Source organism: Streptomyces sp. NPDC002520 (assembly GCF_053595235.1).
This window is the reverse complement of the sequence record NZ_JBSFXG010000003.1, coordinates 212,335-238,926: the sequence shown is the minus strand read 5'-3', so window position 1 is coordinate 238,926 and position 26,592 is coordinate 212,335. Positions and strand designations below refer to the sequence as shown.

20 protein-coding genes and 1 tRNA gene are annotated in these 26,592 nt (G+C 69.6%); 11 read left to right on the top strand and 10 right to left on the bottom strand.

Annotated features, from left to right (window positions below; genetic code table 11):
- Positions 1-44: 44 nt before the first annotated feature.
- Complete coding sequence (gene trxB / locus ACWD5D_RS07070) at positions 45-1,016, top strand: thioredoxin-disulfide reductase (RefSeq protein ID WP_451371774.1); 972 nt, start codon at positions 45-47, stop codon at positions 1,014-1,016.
- Between the two features lie 50 nt (positions 1,017-1,066).
- Complete coding sequence (gene trxA / locus ACWD5D_RS07065) at positions 1,067-1,396, top strand: thioredoxin (RefSeq protein ID WP_393878178.1); 330 nt, start codon at positions 1,067-1,069, stop codon at positions 1,394-1,396.
- A gap of 141 nt (positions 1,397-1,537) precedes the next feature.
- Here the strand turns inward: trxA and ACWD5D_RS07060 are convergent, their stop codons facing one another.
- The 9 genes from ACWD5D_RS07060 to rpmH all read right to left on the bottom strand — a co-directional run bounded on the left by ACWD5D_RS07060 (position 1,538) and on the right by rpmH (position 8,471).
- Complete coding sequence (locus tag ACWD5D_RS07060) at positions 1,538-2,155, bottom strand: GNAT family N-acetyltransferase (protein ID WP_393878179.1); 618 nt, start codon at positions 2,153-2,155, stop codon at positions 1,538-1,540.
- 315 nt (positions 2,156-2,470) lie between these two features.
- Positions 2,471-3,580: a ParB/RepB/Spo0J family partition protein gene (locus ACWD5D_RS07055; RefSeq protein WP_451371773.1), complete on the bottom strand. Its 1,110-nt coding sequence runs from the start codon at positions 3,578-3,580 to the stop codon at positions 2,471-2,473.
- The gene (locus ACWD5D_RS07050; protein WP_451371971.1) at positions 3,577-4,650 is read right to left on the bottom strand and encodes a ParA family protein; all 1,074 of its coding nucleotides are present in this window, start codon (positions 4,648-4,650) and stop codon (positions 3,577-3,579) included. The genes ACWD5D_RS07055 and ACWD5D_RS07050 overlap by 4 nt, the downstream gene beginning before the upstream one ends.
- 265 nt (positions 4,651-4,915) lie before the next feature.
- Positions 4,916-5,632 (bottom strand): 16S rRNA (guanine(527)-N(7))-methyltransferase RsmG, encoded by a 717-nt coding sequence (gene rsmG, locus ACWD5D_RS07045; RefSeq protein ID WP_451371772.1) that lies wholly within the window; start codon positions 5,630-5,632, stop codon positions 4,916-4,918.
- A 117-nt stretch (positions 5,633-5,749) separates the two neighbouring features.
- On the bottom strand, positions 5,750-6,262 hold the full coding sequence (locus tag ACWD5D_RS07040) for a Jag family protein (RefSeq protein ID WP_451371771.1): 513 nt from the start codon (positions 6,260-6,262) through the stop codon (positions 5,750-5,752).
- Positions 6,263-6,276: 14 nt separating this feature from the next.
- The gene (gene yidC, locus ACWD5D_RS07035; RefSeq protein ID WP_451371770.1) at positions 6,277-7,575 is read right to left on the bottom strand and encodes a membrane protein insertase YidC; all 1,299 of its coding nucleotides are present in this window, start codon (positions 7,573-7,575) and stop codon (positions 6,277-6,279) included.
- Between the two features lie 3 nt (positions 7,576-7,578).
- A complete protein-coding gene (yidD, locus tag ACWD5D_RS07030; RefSeq protein ID WP_451371769.1) occupies positions 7,579-7,944 on the bottom strand; it encodes a membrane protein insertion efficiency factor YidD in 366 nt (121 codons plus the stop codon).
- Positions 7,941-8,312, bottom strand: a complete 372-nt coding sequence (gene rnpA, locus ACWD5D_RS07025) for a ribonuclease P protein component (protein WP_451371768.1) — start codon at positions 8,310-8,312, stop codon at positions 7,941-7,943. The genes yidD and rnpA overlap by 4 nt, the downstream gene beginning before the upstream one ends.
- Before the next feature lie 21 nt (positions 8,313-8,333).
- Positions 8,334-8,471: a 50S ribosomal protein L34 gene (rpmH, locus tag ACWD5D_RS07020; protein WP_015659252.1), complete on the bottom strand. Its 138-nt coding sequence runs from the start codon at positions 8,469-8,471 to the stop codon at positions 8,334-8,336.
- A gap of 397 nt (positions 8,472-8,868) precedes the next feature.
- Here rpmH and dnaA point away from each other — a divergent pair, with 397 nt between their 5' ends.
- The 9 genes from dnaA to ACWD5D_RS06975 all read left to right on the top strand — a co-directional run bounded on the left by dnaA (position 8,869) and on the right by ACWD5D_RS06975 (position 21,945).
- Positions 8,869-10,890, top strand: coding sequence for a chromosomal replication initiator protein DnaA (gene dnaA, locus ACWD5D_RS07015; protein ID WP_451371767.1), 2,022 nt, complete (start codon positions 8,869-8,871; stop codon positions 10,888-10,890).
- Positions 10,891-11,892: 1,002 nt separating this feature from the next.
- Entirely contained in the window at positions 11,893-13,023 is a 1,131-nt protein-coding gene (gene dnaN / locus ACWD5D_RS07010) for a DNA polymerase III subunit beta (RefSeq protein ID WP_451371766.1), read from the top strand.
- Positions 13,024-13,183: 160 nt separating this feature from the next.
- On the top strand, positions 13,184-14,059 hold the full coding sequence (gene gnd, locus ACWD5D_RS07005; RefSeq protein WP_451371765.1) for a phosphogluconate dehydrogenase (NAD(+)-dependent, decarboxylating): 876 nt from the start codon (positions 13,184-13,186) through the stop codon (positions 14,057-14,059).
- A 114-nt stretch (positions 14,060-14,173) separates the two neighbouring features.
- Positions 14,174-15,295 carry a DNA replication/repair protein RecF gene (gene recF / locus ACWD5D_RS07000; protein ID WP_451371764.1) on the top strand — a complete coding sequence of 374 codons (1,122 nt, stop codon included), beginning with the start codon at positions 14,174-14,176 and terminating at the stop codon, positions 15,293-15,295.
- Complete coding sequence (locus tag ACWD5D_RS06995; RefSeq protein WP_451371763.1) at positions 15,292-15,882, top strand: DUF721 domain-containing protein; 591 nt, start codon at positions 15,292-15,294, stop codon at positions 15,880-15,882. The genes recF and ACWD5D_RS06995 overlap by 4 nt, the downstream gene beginning before the upstream one ends.
- Positions 15,883-16,257: 375 nt before the next feature.
- Positions 16,258-18,354: a DNA topoisomerase (ATP-hydrolyzing) subunit B gene (gene gyrB, locus ACWD5D_RS06990; RefSeq protein WP_451371762.1), complete on the top strand. Its 2,097-nt coding sequence runs from the start codon at positions 16,258-16,260 to the stop codon at positions 18,352-18,354.
- 42 nt (positions 18,355-18,396) lie between these two features.
- Positions 18,397-21,009, top strand: coding sequence for a DNA gyrase subunit A (gyrA, locus tag ACWD5D_RS06985; RefSeq protein ID WP_451371761.1), 2,613 nt, complete (start codon positions 18,397-18,399; stop codon positions 21,007-21,009).
- Positions 21,010-21,027: 18 nt separating this feature from the next.
- Entirely contained in the window at positions 21,028-21,759 is a 732-nt protein-coding gene (locus tag ACWD5D_RS06980; RefSeq protein WP_451371760.1) for a DUF3566 domain-containing protein, read from the top strand.
- Positions 21,760-21,871: 112 nt separating this feature from the next.
- Positions 21,872-21,945, top strand: a tRNA-Ile gene (locus ACWD5D_RS06975).
- Positions 21,946-22,258: 313 nt separating this feature from the next.
- Here ACWD5D_RS06975 and ACWD5D_RS06970 read toward each other — a convergent pair.
- Positions 22,259-26,470: an nSTAND1 domain-containing NTPase gene (locus ACWD5D_RS06970; protein WP_451371759.1), complete on the bottom strand. Its 4,212-nt coding sequence runs from the start codon at positions 26,468-26,470 to the stop codon at positions 22,259-22,261.
- Positions 26,471-26,592 lie beyond the last annotated feature (122 nt).

Genomic DNA, 26,592 nt, shown 5'->3' with positions numbered 1-26,592 from the left:
TCCCACCGGTCGACTGACACAGACCAGAGACGAGGAATCAAGCCGTGAGCGACGTCCGTAACGTGATCATCATCGGCTCCGGGCCCGCCGGCTACACGGCGGCGCTGTACACGGCGCGTGCTTCGCTGAAGCCCCTGGTGTTCGAAGGCGCCGTCACCGCCGGTGGCGCGCTGATGAACACCACCGAAGTGGAGAACTTCCCCGGCTTCCGCGACGGCATCATGGGTCCCGACCTGATGGACAACATGCGGGCGCAGGCCGAGCGCTTCGGCGCCGAGCTGATTCCCGACGACATCGTCTCGGTCGACCTCGCCGGTGAGATCAAGACCGTCACCGACACCGCGGGCACGGTCCACCGGGCGAAGGCGGTCATCGTCACCACCGGTTCCCAGCACCGCAAGCTCGGCCTCCCGAACGAGGACGCACTGTCCGGCCGCGGTGTCTCCTGGTGCGCCACCTGTGACGGGTTCTTCTTCCGCGAGCAGGACATCGCCGTGATCGGCGGTGGCGACACCGCGCTGGAGGAAGCCACCTTCCTCTCCCGGTTCGCCAGGTCCGTGACGGTCGTGCACCGCCGTGACACCCTGCGCGCCTCCAAGGCGATGCAGGAGCGCGCCTTCAATGACCCGAAGATCAAGTTCGTCTGGGACAGCGAGGTCGCGGAGATCCAGGGCGACCAGAAGCTCACCGGGCTGAAGCTGCGCAACGTCAAGACCGGCGAGCTGTCGGAGCTGCCCGCGACGGGTCTGTTCATTGCGATCGGCCACGACCCGCGCACCGAGCTGTTCAAGGGCCAGCTGGACCTGGACGAGGAGGGCTACCTGAAGGTCGCCGCCCCCTCCACCCGGACCAACCTGACCGGAGTCTTCGCCGCGGGCGACGTGGTCGACCACACCTACCGCCAGGCGATCACCGCCGCTGGCACCGGCTGCTCCTCCGCCCTCGACGCCGAGCGCTTCCTCGCCGCTCTCGCGGACCAGGACCAGGCCGAGGCAGCCCAGAAGACCGCCGTCTGATCTTTCGCCCCTCCTCCGCCCCACCGCATGATCAAGTGAAGGAGCCCACCGTGGCCGACCTGAAGAACGTGACCGACGCTTCCTTCGACGAGGACGTCCTCAAGAGCGACAAGCCTGTCCTGGTGGACTTCTGGGCCGCCTGGTGCGGTCCGTGCCGCCAGATCGCCCCGTCGCTGGAGGCGATCGCCAAGGAGTACGGCGACAAGATCGAGATCGTCAAGCTCAACATCGACGAGAACCCGGGTACGGCCGCCAAGTACGGCGTCATGTCCATCCCGACCCTGAACGTCTACCAGAACGGCGAGGTCGCCAAGACCATCGTCGGCGCCAAGCCGAAGGCTGCTCTGGAGCGCGACCTCGCGGACTTCATCGCCGAGTGATCTGACGCCGCCGTCGAGCCGACGGCGCATGTTTCACGTGAAACACGAATGGGCCAACCCGAGCGGGTTGGCCCATTCGCATGAGGCCTCCGGCTGACGAAGCTGCCGACAGACACACGGACGTCAGCTGATCGCAGCCCTCTACAGCGGCCGCAGCGCCGGCTCCTTCTGTACGGCCCCCAGCAGCCGGTCCAGGGCATGCTCCACGTCTTCCTTCCAGGACAGCGTCGAACGGAGCTCCAGACGCAATCGGGGGTGCGTGGGGTGCTGCCTGACCGTCTTGAAGCCGACAGCCAGAAGGTGGTCGGCGGGCAGCAGACACGCGGGCTCCCTCCAACGGGAGTCACCGAACGCCTCGATCGCCTTGAAGCCACGGCGCAGCAGATCCTTGGCCACCGCCTGGACCAGCACCCGGCCCAGTCCCTGCCCCTGGTAGCCGGGCATGACGAAGGCGGTCATGAGCTGTACGGCGTCCGGAGAGACCGGGCTCGTGGGGAACGCCGTCGAGCGGGGGACATAGGCCGGCGGCGCGTAGAGCACGAACCCCACGGGCACGTCGTCGACGTAGACCACCCGGCCACACGATCCCCAGTCCAGCAGGACGGCCGAGATCCAGGACTCCTTCTCCAGCGCGGCGGTGCCCGCCCTTACCGCTGCCTCACCACTGACGGGGTCGAGCTCCCAGAAGACACACGAGCGGCAGCGCTGGGGAAGGTCCTGAAGGTTGTCCAGCGTGAGCGGTACGAGCCGGCGCCCCATGAAGGCTGATCCTCGCTTCCTTCGCCCGCCGCGTCGCGAGCGGCCGTCAGAGCGCTCCGTTCCCTGAGGAGGCTGCCGACGAATCCGCCGACGACTCCGAGGCCCAGTCCCGCGCTCACCAGTCCGGTGCGGCTCATCGATCGCATGGCCTCCGTCTCCCCACTCAGAGATGCCTGCCGGGTGGATGCGCCATACCCGTTCGCATCGTATCCACGATGGGTTTCGCTTGATACCGACTCAACGCAAAGAGCGGACCGTGTTTCCGGTACACACCGGAAACGATCCGCTCTCGTGCGCCTTGGGGACCGCCCAGGGTCAGGCGTCCTGTTCCTCGGACTCGCCCTCCGGGTGACCGCCGCCCTGCAGGAGCGGCCCCTCGCCCGGGGCGAGGGTGCCGAGGATGCGCTCGAGGTCCTCCACGGAGGCGAACTCGACGGTGATCTTGCCCTTCTTCTGACCGAGGTCGACCTTCACCCGGGTCTCGAAGCGGTCCGACAGACGCGTGGCCAGATCGCTCAGCGCCGGGCTCACCAGAGCACCGGCACGCGGCCCCTTGGAGCGCTGGGGCGTCTGGGGCCGCGATCCCATCAGGGTCACGATCTCCTCGACGGCCCGCACCGAGAGCCCCTCGGCGACGATCCGGTGAGCCAGCCGGTCCTGCTCCTCCGAGTCCTCGACGGACAGCAGCGCCCTGGCATGACCGGCGGAGAGAACCCCGGCCGCGACCCGGCGCTGGACGGCCGGCGAGAGCTTCAGCAGACGCAGCGTGTTGGAGACCTGGGGGCGGGAGCGCCCGATCCGGTCGGCCAGCTGGTCGTGCGTGCAGTTGAAGTCCTTCAGCAGCTGGTCGTAGGCGGCCGCCTCTTCCAGCGGGTTCAGCTGCGCGCGGTGCAGGTTCTCCAGCAGCGCGTCCAGGAGGAGCTTCTCGTCCTCTGTGGCCCGGACGATCGCCGGGATGGCCTCGAGACCGGCCTGACGGCAGGCTCGCCAGCGCCGCTCGCCCATGATCAGCTCATAGCGGCCGGAGCCCAGCTGCCTGACGACGACGGGCTGGAGGAGACCGACCTCCTGGATGGAGGTGACCAGTTCCTGGAGCGCGTCCTCGTCGAAGACCTCACGCGGCTGGCGCGGGTTCGGCGTGATGGCGTCGAGGGGGATCTCGGCGAAGTAGGCGCCCACCGGCGGTGCGGGCGCGTCCACGGCAGGGCTCACCGCGGGCTCCTCGATCTCCTGGTCCTGGGCGACGGTCGGCAGCGTGGCCACCCTGGCCGCTGCCACCCCGCGGTCGCCCGCCAGCACCGGGACCGATGCGGGGGACGCGGACGCCCCACCAGGTGCCGCGGCCGACGTCGGCGTCTTCTCGGTCGGGGCAGCGGGGATCAGTGCGGCGAGACCACGACCCAACCCCCTCCGTCGTTCGTTCACTGGATCCCCTCCGCCATGTTCCGGTCGTTCTGGGCGCCGATGTGGGCCTGGGTCGGGTCATAGCTGACCCCCACACCCTTCAGCGCGATTTCTCGGGCCGCCTCGAGATAGGACAGAGCCCCGCTCGAACCTGGATCGTAAGTCAGAACCGTCTGCCCGTAGCTCGGCGCCTCGGAGATACGGACCGAGCGCGGGATGCTCGTCCGCAGCACCTCGTCCCCGAAGTGGTTGCGGACCTCTTCGGCGACCTGGGAAGCCAGGCGCGTCCGGCCGTCGTACATGGTGAGCAGGATGGTCGACACATGCAGAGCGGGGTTGAGGTGCCCGCGTACGAGGTCGACGTTGCGAAGGAGTTGACCCAGGCCCTCCAGTGCGTAGTACTCGCACTGGATGGGGATGAGAACCTCCTGGCCCGCGACGAGGGCGTTGACCGTCAGCAGGCCCAGCGACGGCGGACAGTCGATGAGGACGTAGTCCAGCGGCTGCTCGTACGCCTGGATCGCCCGCTCCAGCCGGCTCTCCCGTGCCACCAGCGACACCAGCTCGATCTCCGCACCGGCGAGATCGATGGTGGCGGGGGCGCAGAAGAGGCCTTCCACATCCGGGACGGGCTGGACCACTTCGGCGAGAGGCTTGCTCTCCACCAACACGTCATAGATGGACGGAACTTCGGCGTGATGGTCGATTCCCAGCGCCGTGGAGGCGTTGCCCTGTGGGTCGAGGTCGATCACCAGGACACGGCCACCGTGCAGAGCCAGCGAAGCGGCAAGGTTGACGGTCGTCGTCGTCTTGCCCACGCCGCCCTTCTGGTTGGCGACCACGATGACTCGGGTCTGCTCGGGGCGCGGCAGGCCTTCGTCGGCGCGACCGAGAGCTTCCACCGCCAGTTGGGCAGCACGACCGATGGGAGTGTCGTCCATCGGGGGCGGTGTTTCACGTGAAACATCCGCCCCCATCGACTCGGTACGGGGACCGGGGACCGGATCGGTCATCGGTCCCGCGATGTTGGCGTCGGACCGCAAGGATTCACTCTCCTCGACTTCAGGCTCGCAATGAACAGAGCCTCCCATGCCTTCGGGGTCGTGAACCAGTGAGCCCTGGTTTCCTGTGGAGAATTCCACCTCTGTGGACAACTCCGTTACCTCTCCGAGTGACCCCAGAGGCCTTCGGTCGCGAGGTTCGGCCGCAGCGCGGCCGCGACTGATGATGCCGTGCAGCAGTGAGCGACGTTTCACGTGAAACACGATGCACAGCCGCGGCGACCGTATCTTCGCGACACTCCGACCCGTGCGGGTTTGGCTGCTTGTGTGGAGTACGTCTCACCCTCAGGAGGGGTCAGCGACGCCGGCGGGTCCGGCCCGTGCGTGCCGCCTTAGCGCGCTTGGCCGCGAAGCGCACACCGCCGGGACTCTCCCCGACCTCCACCCGTACGACGGTGGACGGCGGATCGACCACGCCCTCACCCACATGCAGGATGGACGTCGACACCGCGCCGAGCTTGCTGAGCGCGGTGCTGGCGGCCTTCAGTTCCTCCTCGGCGGTGTCGCCCTTGAGCGCGAGCATCTCACCGTACGGACGCAGCAGCGGGATCCCCCAGGCGGCCAGCCGGTCCAGCGGGGCCACGGCGCGGGCGGTCACCACATGGACCGGCGGCACCTTGCCCAGCATCTCCTCGGCCCGTCCCCGGACGACGGTGACGTGGTCGAGGCCCAGCAGCTCCACCACCTCGGTGAGGAACGTGGTGCGCCGCAGCAGTGGCTCGAGCAGGGTGATGGTGAGGTCGTCGCGCACCAGGGCGAGCGGGATGCCCGGCAGGCCGGCGCCCGAGCCGACGTCGCACACCGTGACTCCCTCGGGGACAGCCTCCGAGAGCACCGCACAGTTGAGCAGGTGCCGCTCCCACAGGCGCGGCACTTCCCGCGGGCCGATCAGACCACGCTTCACGCCGGCTTCGGCCAGCAGCTCCGCGTAGCGGACCGCATCGGTGAAGCGATCACCAAACACTTCCCGCGCCTGCTCGGGCGCGGGGGGAAGCTCCGCTGCCTCCGTCACGGGGACCGTCCTTCCGTACAGCGCCGGTGCTTCACGCAACCGGCCACCAGAACTACCAGGCTGACAAAGTTCGGCCCCGTCTGCAGGCAGACGGGGCCGGTGGAACGAAGGGGCCGATCAGGCCGGCAGCACGACGACGAACCGCTGCGGTTCCTCGCCCTCGGACTCGCTGCGGAGCCCCGCGGCCTTGACCGCGTCGTGCACGACCTTGCGCTCGAAGGGCGTCATCGGCTTGAGCTTCACGGGCTCGCCCGTGTTCTTGACGTCGGCCGCGGCCTTGGCGCCCAGCTCGGACAGCTCGGCGCGCTTCTTGGCGCGGTAGCCGGCGATGTCCAGCATCAGGCGGCTGCGGTCACCGGTCTCCCGGTGCACGGCCAGGCGGGTCAGCTCCTGGAGTGCCTCCAGCACCTCGCCGTCCCGGCCGACCAGCTTCTGCAGGTCACGGCCGCCGGTGTCGCTGATGATCGACACGGAGGCGCGGTCGGCCTCGACGTCCATGTCGATGTCGCCGTCGAGGTCGGCGATGTCCAGCAGACCCTCCAGGTAATCCGCCGCGATCTCACCCTCCTGCTCCAGGCGGGTGAGGGTGTCTGCACCCTCGGCAGCGGCGGAGGTGGTGCCTTCCGTCACGGATGGGCTCCTTCTTACTTCTTGGACGGGGACTTGGGCCGCTGCGGGCCGCCCTTGCGCTGACCGGACTGGGCCCTGCTGCGGCTGCCGGAGCTGGGCTTCTGGGGCTGCTTGGCAGCGGCGGGCTTGGCGTCGTCCTGCGGCTCGTCGGACTTCTCCAGCGAGGTGGCCGGTTCGGCCTTCTCCAATGAGGTGGCCGGTTCGGCCTCGCTCTGCTTTGCCCCGGACTGGCGCTGGGCCTTGGTCTGGCGCTTGGGCTGCTGGCGGCGGGCGGCGGCAGCCGTGGTGGTCGTACCGTCCTCGGCCTCGACCAGGGTCTGGCTCTCGCTCTTCGTCACGGTGCCGTCGGCCTGGGCGGCGAGGCCGGCCTTGCTCAGGGCGTTGATGAACTTGCGCTCGGACTCGTTGCGGTCGCGGCCCTTGGTGACGATCGCCTTGACGATGGTCTTCTCGCTGCGCCGGCGGATCTTGCCGTGGTGCGTGACGTGCTTGGTCAGACGCTCCAGGTAGGCGGCCTGAGCCTTGGAACCCGGGGTCGGGTTGTTGTGGATGACGTACATCTGCTGGCCCATGGTCCACACGTTGGTGGTCAGCCAGTAGACGAGGACACCGACCGGGAAGTTGATACCGAAGACGGCGAACATGATGGGGAAGACGTACATCAGCATCTTCTGCTGCTGCATGAACGGCGTCTTCACCGTGGTGTCGACGTTCTTCGTCATCAGCTGGCGCTGCGTGTAGAACTGCGACGCAGACATCAGGATGATCATGAGCGCGGTGACGACCCGCACGTCGGTGATGTCAGCGCCCAGAGCGTGGACGGTGCTGGCGCCGTCCTTGAACTTCGCGGCGAGCGGGGCCCCGAAGATGTGCGCCTTACGGGCGCTGGCCAGCAGCGACTCGTTGATGACGCCGATGGTCGTGCCCGACGCGATGCCGTTGAGCACGTGGTACAGGGCGAAGAAGAACGGGGACTGCGCCAGGATGGGAAGGCACGAGGAGAGCGGGTTGGTACCCGACTCCTTGTACAGCTTCATCATCTCTTCGGACTGACGCTGCTTGTCGTTCTTGTAGCGCTCCTGGATCTTCTTCATCTCGGGCTGGAGCGTCTGCATGGCCCGGGTCGCCTTGATCTGCTTCACGAAGAGCGGGATCAGGCAGATTCGGATCAGGATCACGAGGGACACGATGGACAGGCCCCAGGCCCATCCCGTGTCCGGGCCGAAGATGGCTCCGTACACCGAATGGAACTGGACGATGACCCACGAAACGGGTGTCGTGATGAAGCTGAACAAACTGGCAATCGTGTCCACTAATCATGCTCCTTGGACATGGGACGAGGTCTCTGCGGCCGGGCTCGAAGGAGGCTCGGAAGAAAGCATCGCTTCGGTGGCCGGTTCGGCGGCGGAGGGCCCGCCCCTGCGTGCGCGCCAGGCGCCGCGCAGCATTTCGTGCCACCGCGGACGCTTGCGCGGCGGGACATGGTCCACACCACCCAGCGACCACGGATTGCACCGGAGGATGCGCCAGGCGGTGAGTGCCGTGCCCTTGATCGCACCATGCCGGTCGATGGCCGTGTAGCCGTAGTGGGAGCACGACGGGTAGTACTTGCACACCGGCCCGAGCAGCGGACTGATCGTCCACTGGTACAGCTTGATCAGAGCCAGCAGTGGGTACTTCATCGCGCGCCCCCTCCCAGCAGCCGCTGAACGGCGGCATCCAGGTCTTGGGCCAGCTGTGCATGGTCCGCGTCACCCGATCCGGGCAGCGCTCGTACGACTACCAGGCTACCGGGGGCGAACAGGGCGATTCGGTCACGCATCAGATGACGCAGTCTGCGCTTCACTTTGTTGCGCACGACCGCGCCCCCCACGGCCTTGCTCACGACGAAACCCGCACGCGTCGGGGGAGCGCTCTCCCCAGGCGCGTGCGGGTCCGTGGCACCGCTACGAAGGTGGACGACGAGGGTCGGGCGGCCTGCCCGACGACCCCGTCGTACCGCGGTCGCGAAGTCCTCGCGCCGCCTCAGCCGATGCTCGGTAGGCAGCACGACGTCATGACCTGATCAGAATCAGGCGGACAGGCTGGCGCGACCCTTGGCACGACGGTTCGCGAGAATCGCGCGGCCGGCGCGGGTGCGCATCCGCAGGCGGAAGCCGTGGGTCTTCGCGCGACGACGGTTGTTCGGCTGGAAGGTGCGCTTGCTCACTCGGGGGCTCCAGAAATCAATTGGTGGTGGCGGGGTGCCGTCCTGGCTGTCACCGTGCGCCCACGAGTAGCTCGCGTCACGCCCGAGTGCACCGCTTCCCGATCACCCGCAGTGATCTGTGCCCATCGGAGGCAGGCGGCAGCAGCCATCGACAACTCGACCTGGTTACGGTACGCGGGGCTACGCCATCCGGTCAAACCAGCGGCCCCTGGGAGACACTATCCACAGGCTGGGGACAACAACTTGAACCGTACCCGCCGCGCTGACTACCGTGGCTGGACTCCGATTCGTTCCCTTGTCCCCGCCCGAGCGGGATTGCCCCCACCCACCACCCCGGATTCCACCCCGACCCGTCCCACAACCACACGTTCGTGGGACCTGTGAGAGAGCGTGCCCTGTGGCTGACGTACCTGCCGATCTTGCCGCAGTGTGGCCACGAGTACTCGAGCAACTCCTCGGCGAAGGCCGCGGGCAGGGTGTGGAGGCGAAGGACGAGCACTGGATCCGGCGCTGCCAGCCCCTCGCGCTGGTCGCCGACACCGCTCTGCTCGCCGTACCGAACGAATTCGCCAAGGGCGTGCTGGAGGGCCGTCTCGCCCCGATCGTGAGCGAGACCCTGAGCCGCGAGTGCGGCCGCCCGATCCGCATCGCGATCACCGTGGACGACTCCATGGGCGAACCGCCACCCGCCCCGCAGCCGCAGCCGCAGCCGCAGCCGCGCTACGAGGAGACGGAGCTGCCCTCCGGTTCCTACGAGGCCTACGGCCGTCACCGCGCCGGCGACCAGCTTCCGGGCGGCGAACCCGCCTCCCGACCGGAACAGCAGCCGGGCGCCCGCGGCGACCAGCTGCCCACCGCCCGCCCCGCGTACCCCTCCGAGTACCAGCGCCCCCAGCCCGGCGCCTGGCCACGGTCCGCGCAGGACGAGTACGGCTGGCAGCAGCCGCGGCTCGGATTCCCCGAGCGCGACCCGTACGCCTCGCCGTCCCAGGACTCCTACCGCCCTTCGGGACAGGACAGTTACGGCTCCTCCTCCCCGGACACCTACGGCGCCCCGCAGGCGGACCACCGGGCCCCGGGGCGCGAGCGCCCGTCGTACGACCAGCCGCGCGGCGACTACGAAGCACCGCGCCCCGACTACGACGCACCACGCCCGGACTACGGCTCCGGACGTTCCGACTACGAGCCGCGCTCCGACTACGACTCCTCCCGGGCCGAGTACGACCAGCGCGACCCGGTCCGCCGTGAGCTGCCCGACCAGTCGGCCGGCGCGGGCCCCGCGCGACGCGGCGGCCCCGGCCGCCCGGACCTGCCGTCGGGCGCCGGAAGCAGCACCCCCGGTTCGCCCGCCGCGCGGACCGCTCCCGCAGGCGGCGCAGGTGAGCCGACCGCGCGACTGAACCCGAAGTACCTCTTCGACACGTTCGTCATCGGCGCGTCCAACCGCTTCGCGCACGCGGCCGCGGTGGCCGTCGCCGAGGCACCGGCGAAGGCGTACAACCCCCTGTTCATCTACGGGGAGTCGGGGCTCGGCAAGACACACCTGCTGCACGCCATCGGGCACTACGCGCGCAGCCTCTACCCGGGCACGCGCGTGCGGTACGTGAGCTCGGAGGAGTTCACCAACGAGTTCATCAACTCCATCCGCGACGGCAAGGGCGACAGCTTCCGCAAGCGCTACCGCGAGATGGACATCCTGCTCGTGGACGACATCCAGTTCCTCGCGGACAAGGAGTCGACGCAGGAGGAGTTCTTCCACACCTTCAACACGCTCCACAACGCCAACAAGCAGATCGTGCTGTCCAGCGACCGGCCGCCCAAGCAACTGGTCACGCTGGAGGACCGGCTGAGGAACCGTTTCGAGTGGGGCCTGATCACCGACGTCCAGCCGCCCGAGCTGGAGACGCGTATCGCGATCCTGCGCAAGAAGGCGGTGCAGGAGCAGCTCAACGCCCCGCCGGAGGTACTGGAGTTCATCGCCTCCCGGATCTCGCGGAACATCCGTGAGCTGGAGGGCGCGCTGATCCGGGTGACGGCGTTCGCCTCGCTCAACCGGCAGCCGGTGGACCTCGGCCTCACCGAGATCGTCCTCAAGGACCTGATCCCCGGCGGCGAGGACAGCGCGCCCGAGATCACGGCGACGGCCATCATGGCCGCCACCGCCGACTACTTCGGGCTGACCGTGGAGGACCTGTGCGGCACCTCGCGCGGCCGCGCGCTGGTCACCGCCCGGCAGATCGCCATGTACCTGTGCCGTGAACTGACAGACCTGTCGCTGCCGAAGATCGGCGCGCAGTTCGGCGGCCGCGACCACACGACCGTCATGCACGCCGACCGCAAGATCCGTGCGCTGATGGCCGAGCGACGCTCGATCTACAACCAGGTCACCGAGCTGACCAACCGCATCAAGAACGGCTGAGGGCGGCTGCCGCCGGGCTTGACCGACGCTGAGGGCGCTTCTGGGATCCGTATCCCGGGGGCGCCTTTCGGCGTTACGGCCGACTCCCGGGCTGCTGTCACTTGCCCGGTGCCGGGGCTGGGCGGGGGTGGGTTTCGCTTGCCCGCGCTTGCGGGGTGCCGCTGCGCCCACCCGTGCCGCCCTAGCGGCACGATTGCCCGCAGCCATGGCGGCACAGCACCGTCCCTCCCTGGCCTCCCGCTGTTCGATTAAGTGTCTGGTTACGGCCACCCTCCACAGATTCGGTGACTTTCTTCCGTCCACACGCTGGGGACTGTGAAGTTGTCCCGAACTGCGTCCACAGGGACCCTGGGGATCTGCCGTCCGCGCAGCTCAGCAGCCTGTGGAATCGTGGACGAACGATCTCCACAGACTGTGGACAAAGCGAAGATCCACAGGCTGTGTACGAAGTTGTCCACTGACGACCCACAGGCTGGGGGCCGTTGTCCCCAGTGATCACCCGCTTCTCCACAAGGCTGTCCACTGTTCGGCAACGCGACGCCCTCGCTCACCGCGTCGAGTGAAAGCCGTCACACGAAGGTGCCGGATTGGGGTGTGGGAAACGTGGGTAAACCTGGGGACGCAGCTGGGGAGAACTCCCCTCGGCCTGTGGGCGGTGTGTGCAGAACTTTCCGTTCTCCACAGACAGCCCGAGTTGTCCACCGCCTCCGCCCACAGGGTCAGTGGACAAAATTTGGGCTCTGAGCTGGGAAAACGTGGTTATCCACGGTATCCACAGGCCCTACTACTACTCCCGACTAGAGAGAGCCTGGCAATCGCTTTGAAGCGGGGCCTGTGCACAACTCGCTGTCTCGAGTCCGGCTGCCCCTCCGAGCGACTTGACCCCGACGGGCACCTACTGTCAGTGCTGTGCGTCAGACTGGTCCCCGGTGTTCTTCCCTTCGCAGGGGGTGGTGACACCGAGTCGGAGGACTCAGTGGCAACAGCAGGAGGCGGCTTACGGTGAAGATCCGGGTGGAACGCGACGTACTCGCGGAGGCAGTGGCGTGGGCTGCACGCAGCCTCCCGGCCCGTCCGCCGGCGCCTGTCCTCGCCGGCCTGCTGCTGAAGGCCGAGGACGGCCAGCTGAGCCTGTCGAGCTTCGACTACGAGGTCTCCGCTCGGGTGAGCGTCGAGGCCGAGGTCGAGGAGGAGGGCACGGTCCTCGTCTCCGGCCGTCTGCTCGCCGACATCTCCCGCGCGCTCCCCAACCGACCGGTGGAGATTTCCACAGACGGTGTACGGGCGACCGTGGTCTGCGGCTCCTCCCGCTTCACCCTTCACACCCTGCCTGTGGAGGAGTACCCGGCGCTGCCGCAGATGCCGGGCGCGACCGGCACCGTCCCCGGCGAGGTCTTCGCCGCAGCCGTGTCCCAGGTGGCCATCGCCGCCGGCCGGGACGACACGCTGCCCGTCCTCACCGGTGTGCGCATCGAGATCGAGGGCGACACGGTCACCCTGGCCTCCACCGACCGCTACCGCTTCGCGGTCCGCGAGTTCCTGTGGAAGCCGGAGAACCCGGACGTCTCCGCCGTCGCCCTGGTGCCCGCCAAGACGCTCCAGGACACCGCCAAGGCCCTGACCAGCGGCGACAGCGTGATCCTCGCGCTGTCCGGTTCGGGCGCGGGCGAGGGGCTGATCGGTTTCGAGGGCGCCGGCCGGCGCACGACCACGCGGCTGCTCGAGGGCGACCTGCCGAAGTACCGCACGCTGTTCCCGACCGAGTTCAACTCCGTCGCCGTGATCGAGACCGCCCCCTTCGTGGAGGCCGTCAAGCGTGTGGCCCTGGTCGCCGAGCGGAACACCCCGGTGCGGCTGAGCTTCGAGCAGGGCGTGCTCATCCTGGAGGCCGGTTCCAGCGACGACGCACAGGCTGTGGAAAGGGTTGACGCGCAGCTGGAGGGCGACGACATCTCGATCGCCTTCAACCCGACCTTCCTGCTGGACGGTCTGAGCGCGATCGACTCCCCGGTGGCGCAGCTGTCGTTCACGACGTCCACGAAGCCCGCGCTGCTCAGCGGCAAGCCGGCGGTGGACGCCGAGGCGGACGACGCGTACAAGTACCTGATCATGCCGGTGCGCCTCAGCGGCTGAGTCCGTCCACAGGCTGTGCGTGGACGGTGGACGAAGTCCCAGGTGGGGGCATACGTATGAGCGCGTATGCCCACAGCTGTGCACGGAGGGTCGCGATTAGGCTCGGACCCGGGTACGCGGTACCCCGCCTGCCACACAGCGACCTTAAGGAACACCACTGATGGAGCTCGGTCTCGTCGGCCTCGGCAAGATGGGCGGCAACATGCGCGAGCGGATCCGCCGCGCGGGCCACACCGTCATCGGATACGACCGCAACGCGGACCTCGCGGATGTCCACAGCCTGGACGAGCTTGTGGGCAAGCTCAGCGGGCCGCGCGTGGTCTGGGTGATGGTCCCGGCCGGCGAGGCCACCCAGTCCACGATCGACGAGCTCGCCGAGCTGCTGGAGCCCGGCGACGTGGTCGTGGACGGCGGCAACTCCCGCTGGACGGACGACGAGAAGCACGCCGAGGAGCTGGCCGCCAAGGGCATAGGCTTCGTCGACTGCGGCGTCTCGGGCGGCGTCTGGGGCCTGGAGAACGGGTACGCGCTGATGTACGGCGGCGACGCCGAGAACGTCGCCAAGGTGCGGCCGGTCTTCGACGCGCTCAAGCCGGAGGGCGACTTCGGTTCGGTGCACGCCGGCAAGGTCGGCGCGGGCCACTTCGCGAAGATGGTCCACAACGGCATCGAGTACGCGATGATGCAGGCCTACGCCGAGGGCTGGGAGCTGCTGGAGAAGGTCGACTCCGTGGAGAACGTCCGCGAGGTGTTCCGCTCCTGGCAGGAGGGCACGGTCATCCGTTCCTGGCTGCTCGACCTCGCCGTGAACGCCCTGGACGAGGACGAGCACCTCGGGGGGCTGCGCGGTTATGCACAGGACTCCGGTGAGGGACGCTGGACTGTGGAAGCCGCCATCGACAACGCGGTTCCGCTGCCCGCGATCACCGCGTCGCTGTTCGCGCGGTTCGCCTCCCGCCAGGAGGACTCGCCGCAGATGAAGATGATCGCCGCGCTGCGCAACCAGTTCGGTGGCCACGCCGTGGCGAAGAAGTAGTCCACAGATCCACAGCCGCCGGATCCACAGCCCGTGGATCCAGCGTCACTGATCCGCCGGATCGCCCCCGCGATCCACAGCCATCACCACACTGGGGGAGGTCGGCGAACGACCATGCACGTCACGCATCTTTCGCTGGCCGACTTCCGCTCGTACGCCCGGGCCGAGGTTCCGCTCGACCCGGGCGTCACCGCCTTCGTCGGCCCCAACGGCCAGGGCAAGACGAACCTGGTCGAGGCGGTGGGCTATCTCGCCACCCTCGGCAGCCACCGCGTCGCCTCCGACGCGCCCCTGGTCCGCGTGGGCGCCGACCGGGCCGTGATCCGGGCGCAGGTCAGGCAGGGCGAGCGGCAGCAGCTGGTCGAGCTGGAGCTGAATCCCGGCAAGGCGAACCGGGCCCGGATCAACCGGTCCTCGCAGGTCAGGCCGAGGGACGTGCTGGGGATCGTGCGGACCGTGCTGTTCGCTCCCGAGGACCTCGCGCTGGTCAAGGGCGATCCCGGTGAGCGGCGCCGGTTCCTGGACGAGCTGGTCACCGCGCGCTCGCCGCGCATGGCGGGCGTGCGCTCGGACTACGAGCGGGTGCTCAAGCAGCGCAACACGCTCCTGAAGACGGCCGCGCTGGCCCGCAGGCACGGTGGCCGCTCCATGGATCTGTCCACCCTCGACGTGTGGGACCAGCACCTCGCGCGGGCGGGTGCCGAGCTGCTGGCCCAGCGGCTGGACCTGGTCGCCGCGCTGCAGCCGCTGGCCGACAAGGCGTACGAGCAGCTGGCGCCCGGCGGCGGTCCGGTCGCGCTGGAGTACAAGCCGTCGGCGCCCGGTGAGGCGCATACGCGCGAGGACCTCTACGCGCAGGTGATGGCGGCGCTCACGGAGGTGCGCAAGCAGGAGATCGAGCGGGGGATGACCCTCGTCGGGCCGCATCGCGACGATGTGCTGCTCAAACTCGGTCAGCTGCCCGCCAAGGGGTACGCGTCCCACGGCGAGTCCTGGTCGTACGCCCTCGCGCTGCGTCTGGCCTCGTACGACCTGCTGCGTGCCGAGGGGAACGAGCCGGTGCTGATCCTCGACGACGTGTTCGCGGAGTTGGACGCCCGTCGTCGGGAGCGGCTGGCCGAGCTGGTGGCGCCCGGTGAGCAGGTGCTGGTCACCGCGGCGGTGGACGACGATGTGCCGCACGTGCTGGTGGGCGCCCGGTACGCGGTGGCCGGAGGGGCGGTGGAGCGCGTATGAGCACGGACGGACCCGCACCCCGGGACTCGAAGAGCGCACAGAACACGCAGAGTCCGACGGGCCGGAAGAGCCCGGAGAAGTCTCCCGAGCCCTCCGGTGTCGACCTCGCGCGCGTGGCGTTGCGTGCGGCGAAGGAGCAGGCACGCGCGAAGGGCGATGCCGCGCGGCAGAAGAAGCAGGCCCGGCGCGGCGGCGGTCTGCGTTCCGGCGCGCGTGCCGACGGCCGTGACCCGATGGCGCTCGGTGCGGCGATCAACCGGCTGATCAACGAGCGGGGCTGGGAGACGCCGGCCGCGGTGGGCGGAGTGATGGGCCGCTGGCCGGAGATCGTCGGCGAGGACCTGGCCAAGCACTGTGTGCCGCAGCGCTACGACGAGGACGAGCGTGTGCTGTCCGTGCAGTGCGACTCGACGGCGTGGGCGACCCAGCTGCGGCTGCTCGCCCCGACGCTGGTGGCGCGGCTGAACGAGGATCTCGGGCACGGCACGGTTCGGCTGCTCAAGGTCATCGGTCCCGGCGCTCCGGCCCGGCGCTACGGCCCGCTGCGGGCCCCTGGGAGCACTGGTCCCGGCGACACCTATGGGTGACGTACCTCACGTCGTGGGGGCGGCGCGCCCTGCCGTCGTACCCCCCTGTCGTGCGGCTGTCCACAGGTGTGGATCGTGAGCTGACCCCCGGTAGCCAAGGGTTGACGGTGCAAAGCGCTGAGTGCCGCTGTGAGCCGCTTGGAGCCCCCTTCCCCATATCGGGACCCGGCGGAGACCGGTTCAGGGCGGCACATGGGAACTCAGGTACCGGCAAGCCCCCATTACTGTCGGCGCTACCGGTAGACTGGAAGCCAATCCCGCCCCATTGTGGGGACCGCCCGGGACAAGCTGAGCAACGCTGATCAAGGCTGACCAACGCAACATGCCGCAGCCGCTCCGGCAACCCCCTGAGGGGGTACCCCAGGAGCCCGGCTCGTGCTGTGCCAGAAAGGGCGCTTCGTGGCCGATTCCGGCAACCCCAACGAGAACATCCCGTCCACTGACGCCGGCGTGAACGGCGAGGCCACAGAGGCCGCCGTGAGCGGCGGGGCCGCGGCCTCCGCCTCCTACGACGCCAGCGCCATCACCGTGCTCGAAGGGCTGGACGCGGTCCGCAAGCGGCCCGGCATGTACATCGGTTCCACGGGCGAGCGCGGTCTGCACCACCTGGTGTACGAGGTCGTCGACAACTCGGTCGACGAGGCGCTGGCCGGGTACGCGGACACGATCGACGTCACGATCCTCGCCGACGGCGGCGTCCGGGTCGTCGACAACGGCCGTGGCATCCCGGTCGGCATCGTGCCCTCCGAGGGCAAGCCGGCCGTCGAGGTCGTGCTGACCGTGCTGCACGCGGGCGGCAAGTTCGGCGGCGGCGGTTACGCCGTCTCCGGTGGTCTGCACGGTGTGGGTGTGTCCGTCGTGAACGCGCTGTCCACGAAGGTCGCCGTCGAGATCAGGACCGACGGTCACCGCTGGACGCAGGACTACAAGCTCGGTGTCCCGACGGCCCCGCTCGACCGGCACGAGGCGACGGACGAGACCGGTACCTCGGTCACCTTCTGGGCCGACCCCGACATCTTCGAGACCACCGAGTACTCCTTCGAGACGCTGTCGCGGCGTTTCCAGGAGATGGCGTTCCTCAACAAGGGTTTGACGATCAAACTCACTGACGAGCGCGAGTCGGCGAAGGCCACCAGCGGTGCGGACGAGGCGGGTGCGGACGAGAAGGCCGAGGTCAAGGCCGTCACGTACCACTACGAGGGCGGCATCGTCGACTTCGTGAAGTACCTCAACTCCCGCAAGGGCGACGCGGTGCACCCCACCGTGATCTCCCTGGAGGGCGAGGACAAGGACAAGAGCCTGTCCCTCGAGGTCGCGATGCAGTGGAACAGCGGCTACAGCGAGGGTGTGTACTCCTTCGCGAACATCATCCACACCCACGAGGGCGGTACGCACGAGGAGGGCTTCCGCGCGGCCCTCACGAGCCTGATCAACAAGTACGCGCGCGACAAGAAGCTGCTGCGGGAGAAGGACGACAACCTCACCGGTGACGACATCCGTGAGGGTCTGACCGCGATCATCTCGGTCAAGCTGAGCGAGCCGCAGTTCGAGGGCCAGACGAAGACCAAGCTCGGCAACACCGAGGCGAAGACCTTCGTGCAGAAGGCGGTCTACGAGCACCTCAACGACTGGCTGGACCGCAACCCCGTCGAGGCCGCGGACATCGTCCGCAAGGGCATCCAGGCGGCCACCGCGCGCGTGGCGGCCCGCAAGGCCCGTGACCTGACGCGTCGCAAGGGCCTGCTGGAGTCGGCGTCCCTGCCGGGGAAGCTGTCGGACTGCCAGTCCAACGACCCGGTCAAGTGCGAGATCTTCATCGTCGAGGGGGACTCCGCCGGCGGCTCGGCCAAGTCCGGCCGCAACCCGCAGTACCAGGCGATCCTCCCGATCCGCGGCAAGATCCTCAACGTGGAGAAGGCCAGGATCGACAAGATCCTGCAGAACCAGGAGATCCAGGCGCTGATCTCCGCCTTCGGCACCGGTGTGCACGAGGACTTCGACATCGAGAAGCTGCGCTACCACAAGATCATCCTGATGGCGGACGCCGACGTCGACGGCCAGCACATCAACACGCTGCTGCTGACCTTCCTGTTCCGCTTCATGCGGCCGCTGGTCGAGGCGGGGTACGTGTACCTCTCCCGTCCCCCGCTGTACAAGATCAAGTGGGGCCGGGACGACATCGAGTACGCGTACTCGGACCGCGAGCGCGACGCGCTGACCGAGATGGGCCGCCAGCGCGGCAAGCGCGTCCGCGAGGACTCCATCCAGCGCTTCAAGGGTCTCGGCGAGATGAACGCCGAGGAGCTGCGCGTGACCACGATGGACCCGGAGCACCGTGTCCTCGGCCAGGTCACCCTCGACGACGCCGCCCAGGCGGACGACCTGTTCTCGGTCCTGATGGGCGAGGACGTCGAGGCCCGCCGCCAGTTCATCCAGCGCAACGCCAAGGACGTCCGCTTCCTCGACATCTGAGTCGGTCTCAGCTGACCGCATCAGGAAGGATCTTCACCAGCAATGGCCGACGAGACCCCGAACAGCACCCCTGAGCCAGTGACGCCGGAGACCGAGGGCGGCGCCATCATCGAGCGCGTCGAGCCGGTCGGGCTCGACGCGGAGATGCAGCGCTCGTATCTGGACTACGCGATGTCCGTCATCGTGTCGCGTGCGCTGCCCGACGTCCGGGACGGCCTCAAGCCCGTCCACCGGCGCGTCCTGTACGCCATGTACGACGGCGGTTACCGTCCCGAGCGCGGCTTCTACAAGTGCGCCCGTGTCGTCGGTGACGTCATGGGTAACTACCACCCGCACGGCGACTCCTCGATCTACGACGCCCTGGTGCGTCTCGCCCAGCCGTGGGCGATGCGGATGCCGCTCGTCGACTCCAACGGCAACTTCGGCTCCCCGGGCAACGACCCGGCGGCCGCCATGCGCTACACCGAGTGCAAGATGGCGCCGCTGTCGATGGAGATGGTCCGCGACATCGACGAGGAGACCGTCGACTTCACGGACAACTACGACGGCCGCTCCCAGGAGCCGACCGTCCTGCCCGCGCGGTTCCCGAACCTGCTGATCAACGGCTCGGCCGGTATCGCGGTCGGTATGGCCACCAACATCCCGCCGCACAACCTGCGCGAGGTCGCGGCCGGCGCCCAGTGGCATCTGGAGCACCCGGAGGCCTCGCACGAGGAGCTGCTGGACGCGCTCATCGAGCGCATCAAGGGCCCGGACTTCCCGACCGGCGCCCTGGTGGTGGGCCGCAAGGGCATCGAGGAGGCGTACCGCACCGGGCGCGGCTCCATCACGATGCGCGCGGTGGTCGAGGTCGAGGAGATCCAGAACCGGCAGTGCCTGGTGGTCACCGAGCTGCCGTACCAGGTGAACCCCGACAACCTGGCGCAGAAGATCGCCGACCTGGTGAAGGACGGCAAGATCGGCGGTATCGCCGACGTCCGTGACGAGACGTCGTCGCGTACCGGTCAGCGTCTGGTGATCGTCCTGAAGCGGGACGCGGTCGCCAAGGTCGTCCTGAACAACCTGTACAAGCACACCGACCTGCAGACGAACTTCGGCGCCAACATGCTGGCGCTGGTCGACGGCGTGCCGCGCACGCTGTCCCTGGACGCGTTCATCCGCCACTGGGTGACGCACCAGATCGAGGTCATCGTCCGCCGTACGCGCTTCAGGCTGCGCAAGGCCGAGGAGCGCGCCCACATCCTGCGCGGTCTGCTGAAGGCCCTGGACGCGATCGACGAGGTCATCGCGCTGATCAGGCGCAGCGAGACCGTCGAGGTCGCGCGCGTGGGCCTGATGGATCTCCTGGAGATCGACGAGATCCAGGCGAACGCCATCCTCGAGATGCAGCTGCGCCGGCTGGCCGCCCTGGAGCGCCAGAAGATCGTCCAGGAGCACGACGAGCTCCAGGCGAAGATCAACGAGTACAACGCGATCCTCGCCTCGCAGGTCCGCCAGCGTCAGATCGTCCACGACGAGCTGTCCGCGATCGTCGACAAGTTCGGCGACGACCGTCGTACGAAGCTGATCCCGTACGAGGGCGACATGTCCATCGAGGACCTGATCGCCGAGGAGGACATCGTCGTCACGGTCTCGCGCGGCGGCTACGTCAAGCGGACCAAGACGGACGACTACCGGGCGCAGAAGCGCGGCGGCAAGGGCGTGCGCGGCACGAAGCTGAAGGAAGACGACATCGTCGACCACTTCTTCGTCTCCACCACGCACCACTGGCTGCTGTTCTTCACGAACAAGGGCCGGGTGTACCGGGCGAAGGCGTACGAGCTGCCCGAGGCGGGCCGGGACGCGCGCGGCCAGCACGTGGCGAACCTGCTCGCCTTCCAGCCGGACGAGGCGATCGCCGAGATCCTCGCGATCCGTGACTACGAGGCGGCGCCGTACCTGGTGCTGGCCACCAAGTCCGGTCTGGTCAAGAAGACGCCTCTGAAGGATTACGATTCGCCCCGCTCCGGCGGCGTGATCGCGATCAACCTGCGCGAGCGGGAGGACGGCTCGGACGACGAGCTGATCGGCGCGGAGCTGGTCTCGGCCGACAGCGACCTGCTGCTGATCAGCAAGAAGGCCCAGTCGATCCGGTTCACCGCCTCGGACGACTCGCTGCGTCCGATGGGCCGTGCCACCTCCGGTGTGAAGGGCATGAGTTTCCGTGAGGGCGACGAGCTGCTCTCGATGAATGTGGTGCGACCGGGTACGTTCGTGTTCACTGCCACCGACGGTGGGTACGCGAAGCGGACCGGCGTCGACGAGTACCGCGTCCAGGGTCGCGGCGGCCTGGGCATCAAGGCCGCCAAGATCGTGGAGGACCGCGGTTCTCTCGTCGGCGCTCTGGTTGTCGAGGAGAGCGACGAGATCCTCGCCATCAGCCTGTCCGGCGGTGTGATTCGCACGCGAGTCAGCGAGGTCAGGGAGACGGGCCGTGACACCATGGGCGTCCAACTGATCAACCTGGGCAAGCGCGATGCCGTGGTAGGTATCGCACGTAACGCCGAGGCGGGGCGCGAGGCGGAGGAGGTCGACGGCGGGGACGTCGTCGACGAGTCCGCCGAGGATGCCGCGACCACCGGCACGGACGAGGGTGAGGCGCCCTCGGCCGAGTAGCACGAGGAGTGAGTCATCGTGAGCGGAGCCACGGGCGCCGGGTCGGCCGGTACCTCCAGGGGTACGGAGACGCACGGCGGCGGCCGTGGCTCAGCCGCGAGTGCGGGGAGCCACGGTGACTCGCACACCACGAACCTGAAGCCGGTGACGGCCTCGACGCAGGACTCGCCCTCACCTGAGACGCATGGATCCCAGGGGGGAACTGTGACGGACACCCGAAGCCCGCAGACTCATGGCGGGGGCATTCCCGCCTCCCCGCTGCCCGGGGAGCGGCACCCCGAGCAGCCCGCCGGGCCGTACCACCCGCCGCAGGCCTATCCGGCGCAGCCGCCGACCGGTGCGACGCGCCGGCCGCGCACGGGCGCGAAGACGGCTCCGCGGACCCGCAAGGCGCGGCTGCGTGTCGCGAAGGCCGACCCGTGGTCGGTGATGAAGGTCAGCTTCCTGCTCTCCATCGCGCTGGGCATCTGCACGATCGTCGCCTCGGCGGTGCTGTGGATGGTCATGGACGCGATGGGCGTGTTCTCCACGGTGGGCGGCACGATCTCGGAGGCGACCGGCTCGAACGAGGCGAACGGCTTCGACCTCCAGGCCTTCCTCTCCCTCCCCCACGTTCTGACGTTCACGGCGATCATCGCGGTCATCGACGTCGTCCTCGCGACGGCGCTGGCCACGCTCGGCGCGTTCATCTACAACCTCTCCGCCGGGTTCGTCGGCGGCGTCGAACTGACGCTGGCCGAGGACGAGTGACCCCACCTGCCGGGCTCTCCTGACAGCCCCCCGACAACCGATTTTGGGACTGCCCCCCTCGTGCGCTAATCTTCAGGAGTCAGCGCGCGGGACACACACCGCAGAGCGCGGCGGGGCTATAGCTCAGTTGGTTAGAGCGCATCCCTGATAAGGATGAGGCCACAGGTTCAAATCCTGTTAGCCCCACAGAACGAAGACCCCCAGTCGGAAACGGCTGGGGGTCTTCGGCGTTCGGGAGAGAACCTGGGCGGAGGGGACGGGGGCGGGACCGGCACGGGCAGGCGCCGCGTGGCCCGCGAGGCCCGACCGCGGACGCGAAAGGCCCGACCGCTGGCGACGGGGGATGCACCAGCGATCGGGCTATGGCCAAGGGTAACAAGGTTGGTTGGGCTGGGGGAGCCAAGTCAGTAACGAATCTGTAGGCAACCTGCGTGAAACGACGGTCAGTTGGCTGATCTTGATCGGATCGGCGTCACGTCGGCGTCGGATCGGCGGCGGGTCAGCGGGGGCACGGCGGGTCGTACGACAGGCGGGGCAGGTACTCGTGCCACTTCTGCTCGGTCAGCACGCCCCCGGTGACGGCGCAGATATGGCCGATTGCCGCGTCCTCGTCCAGGCTCCACAGACGGACCGTGTCGATGCCGCTGGAGACGCCGAGGACATGGCTGCCGGGGCTGAAGGACAGGAAGTTGCCCGTCTTGGCGTAGGGGCTCATCGACTGGCCGATGGGGGTGGCCGACTCCGGGTCGGTGACGTTCCACAGCCGGACCGTGTTGTCGTTTCCGCCGCTGGCCAGGGTGTGGCCGCGCGCGCTGAACGTCAGGGACGTGACCGCCTCGGTGTGCCCGGTGAGGGGGGAGCCGAGCCGGGCCGGTGCGGCGGGGTCGGTGACGTTCCACAGCCGGACCGAGTCGTCGTCGCTGCCGCTGGCCAGGGTGTGGCCCTCGGGGCTGAAGGCGAGCGCGTTGACCGGGCCTGAGTGGCCGGTGAGCGGCCTGCCGAGCGGTACGGCCCGGCCGGGGCGGGTGACGTCCCACAGGCGGATCGTGCTGTCCGCGCTGCCGCTGGCCAGCGTGTGCCCGTCCGGGCTGAAGGCGAGGGCGTCGACATAGCCCCGGTGGCCGGTGAGGAGCCCGCCGAGCGGCTTGGGGCGCGCGGGGTCGGCGACGTTCCACAGCCGGATCGTGCGGTCGTCGTAGGCGGTGGCCAGGGTCTTGCCGTCGGGGCTGTACGCCAGCGCGTCGGGGCCCATGAAACGGGTCCGCAGGGTCAGCGGGGGCCCGGCCAGGACCGCGTGGGCCGGGTCGGCGACGTTCCACAGGTACACCGTCCGGTTCCCGGTCAGCACGGCCAGGGTGTGGCCGGCGGGGGAGAACACCATCGAGCGCTGGCCGCCGTCGGCGGCCATGAACGGGGTGCCGAGCGGCACGGGCCGGCCCGGCGCCGCCACGTTCCACAGCCGCAGCCTGCCGTCACGGGCGGCCGTGGCGAGGACCCCGCCGTCCGGGCGGAACGCCCCGCTGCGGCCGATCATGTCCGACGTGGGGATCGACCAGAGACGGACCTTGCTGTCGCCGCTGCCGGTGGCGAGGGTGCGGCCGTCGGGACTGAACCCGAGGGCGTACATCTCGCCGCTGCTGCCCGCGAGCGGCTCGCCGACCTGGGACGGGGACGCGGGATCGCTGACGTTCCACAGGCTCGCCGTGCTGTCCGCGCTGGCGGCGGCGAGCCGGCCGCCGTCGGGGCTGAAGGCCACCGACCAGATCGGACCGGTGTGGCCGGTCAGCGGCGAGCCGATCGGTGCCGCGTGCTCCGGGTCGGCCACGTTCCACAGCCGGATGGTGTCGTCCGCGCTGCCGCTGGCCAACGTCCTGCCGTCGGGGCTGAACGCCACCGAGTGCACAAGGTCAGTGTGGCCGGTCAGCCGGGTGCGCAGCGGCTCGGGGTGCCGTGGGTCGGCCACGTTCCACAGCCGGATGCCGTCGTCGTCGCCGCCCGACGCGAGGGTGTGCCCGTCGGGGCTGAACGCCACGGAGCGCACCGGGGCGGTGTGGCCGCGCAGGACGCCGAGCGCGGTGGCACGGCCGGGGTGGGCGACGTTCCACAGGCGCACGGTGCGGTCCTCGCCGGCGCTGGCCAGGGTCTTGCCGTCGGGGCTGAAGGCGACCAGGTAGATCGTGCCCTCGTGGCCGGTCAGGGGCGTGCCGAGCGGCTTGGGGTGGGCGGGGTCGCGTACGTCCCACAGGCGGACCGTGCCGTCGTCGCCGGCGCTGGCCAGGGTGCGGCCGTCCGGGCTGAAGACCGCGCTGCTCACCCAGCCGGTGTGGCCGGTCAGGGGGGCGCCGAGGGGCCTGGGCCGGCTGCGGTCGCGGACGTCCCACAGGCGGACGGTGCGGTCGTAGCTGGCGGTGGCCAGGGTCTTGCCGTCGGGGCTGAAGGAGGTGAGGTAGACGGCGCCGGTGTGGCCGAGCAGGGGTGTGGCGAGCGGCGCGTTCACGACCGAGATCAGCCTGCTGTACGTCCCCTCGTCGCCGGGCCGCAGATCGTGGGCGACCAGGTCGAGCTGGGCGGCCAGCGACGGGTCCGTGTGCTGGACCCGGTCGGCCTCGGCCAGCACCTGCTCGAACACGGCGTCGTCCCGCTGCTGCCACGCCACCACGGCCGAACCGGCGGCGAGCACGGCGAGCACGACGAGCGCCGCCACCGCGCCCCGGCTGACCAGGAGCGTACGGCGGCGCAGCCGGACGGAGGCGGCCAGGAACTCCACCGCGCCACGGGTCGGATAGGTGTCGCCGGCGGACCTCGCCCAGGTGCGGGCCTGCTCCAGCCGGGAGCCCCGGTACAGCAGGGAGCTGTCCCGGTCCGAGGCCTCCCAGGCCCGGCCGTCCTCCTCCAGCCGCTGGCGCAGCAGATGGTCGTTGCGGTTGTCGTCGATCCAGTGGCGCAGCCGGGGCCAGGCGTGCAGCAGCGCCTCGTGGGTGATCTCCACGGTCTCCGCGTCGAGGGTCACCAGCCGGGCGCGGACCAGCGCCTCCAGCGACTCCTCGGTCTTGTCGGGGTCGGCCGACTCCTGGGCCAGTTGGCGCCGGGTGCCCCGGCGGCGGGTGGTCTGCGTGTCCTCACCGAGGCGGACCAGACGCAGCAGGAGCAGCCGGGCGGCGGTGCGGGCGGCCGGGTCCAGGCCGGTCCAGGCGCGCTCGGCGGTGGCCGCGACGGCGCCCTGGATGCCGCCCGCCGCGCGGTAGCCGGCCAGCGTCAGCCGGCCCGCCTTGCGCCGCTGCCAGGTGGCGAGCAGGGCGTGGGACAGCAACGGGAGCACGCCCGCGTCGTGAGCCCCGCGCGGGCCGTCGGCGCTCACCTCACGGACGATCAGCTCGGTCAGACCCGCCTCCAGCTCCAGACCCACGGCCTTCGCGGGTCCGGTCACCGCCTCGCGCAGCTCCGGCGTGGTCAGCGGCCCGAGCACCATGTGCCGGTGCTGGAGCGCGTCGGCCAGTTCCGGGTGGCCGAGGCACTGCTCGTAGAAGTCGGCGCGGATGCCGAGCACCACCAGCACGGGGGCGGGCCCGGCCGAGTCGGCGGGCGGCGTGCAGGCCGCGTGCAGGAACTGGACGAAGGTGCGCCGGGCGGCCTCGTCGGCGCAGAGGGTGAAGGTCTCCTCGAACTGGTCCACGATCAGGACCGGGCGCGGGGTGGCGGGGACGATGCAGGCGGAGGTGCGGTGGCCGGGGGTGCGGTCGTCGGGGGTGCGGTGGTCGTGCGTGCGGTGGTCGGGGGTGCGGTCGCCGGGCGTGCGGTCGCCGGAGGTGCCGTCGCCGGGGGGCCGCGGAGTCGCCAGTCCGTTCTGCGGAGCCGCGTCCGGGTCCGGGTCCTCGGCCGGCCCGCCGCGCGCCCATTGCGTGACGGCCTCCCGTACCGCGCGGGCGAAGTGCGGGGCGTCGGCGCCGGAGAACGCCGGGTTCCGCGTCGCCTTCTCCTCGGCCTCGCGGGCCGCGGCGGCGAGGGGGCCCAGGGCCGGTATACGGCGGGTCAGTTCGCCGAGCGGATCGGCTCCCGGTACGAGCTGCAGCACCGGGCCGGGCCGGCCCCCGCCGTCCTCCAGGGCGCCGCCCTGCACCGCGGGGACCAGGCCCGCGTTGAGCAGAGACGATTTCCCCGCGCCCGAGGCGCCGACCAGCACGACCAGCCCGCCCGTCTTCTCCGCGGCGCGCAGCTGGGCGACGAGCGCCTCCGTGCTGCGCTCCCGGCCGAAGAACCACCGGGCGTCCTCGCGCCGGTAGGAGGCCAGTCCCCGGTAGGGGCACACCCCGCCGGCGACGGGCAAGGACTGCTCCGGGGGCGGCCGCAGCCGCTGTTCCTCCGCGGCCGGGCGCTCGCCCACCGGGTCGGCCAGCGCCCTCTCCCACAGGCGCTGCCACTGGGCGAGTTCGTACAGGCCGCCGGAGACCGGCGTGGGCCGCGCGCGGCGCGCCTCGGGGATCAGGATGTGCAGGACCGCCGCGAGGGCGGCGAACTGGGCCGGTACGTTCTTGGCGCGCCGCCAGTCGCTGATGCGCTGTGCGGACACCCGTACGGGCCGTCCGCGCTCGTCCACCCGCTGGAGTCGTACGACCGCCTCGGACACACTCTTCAGGGGAGGGTTGCCGGCTTCCTTGTAGAGCAGCGCGAGGCGCTCGGCGAAGGCTGTGCGTGCCCCTGAGTCGGAACCCAAGGTCCCACCCCTTACTTCCCCCGCTGTCTGTACGTCCGGACCGGAAAACTCACCTTATACGGCTGACCTGCGACGAAGCTCTGTTCCGGACGCCGGGATCTCCTCGTCGGCAGCGACAGATG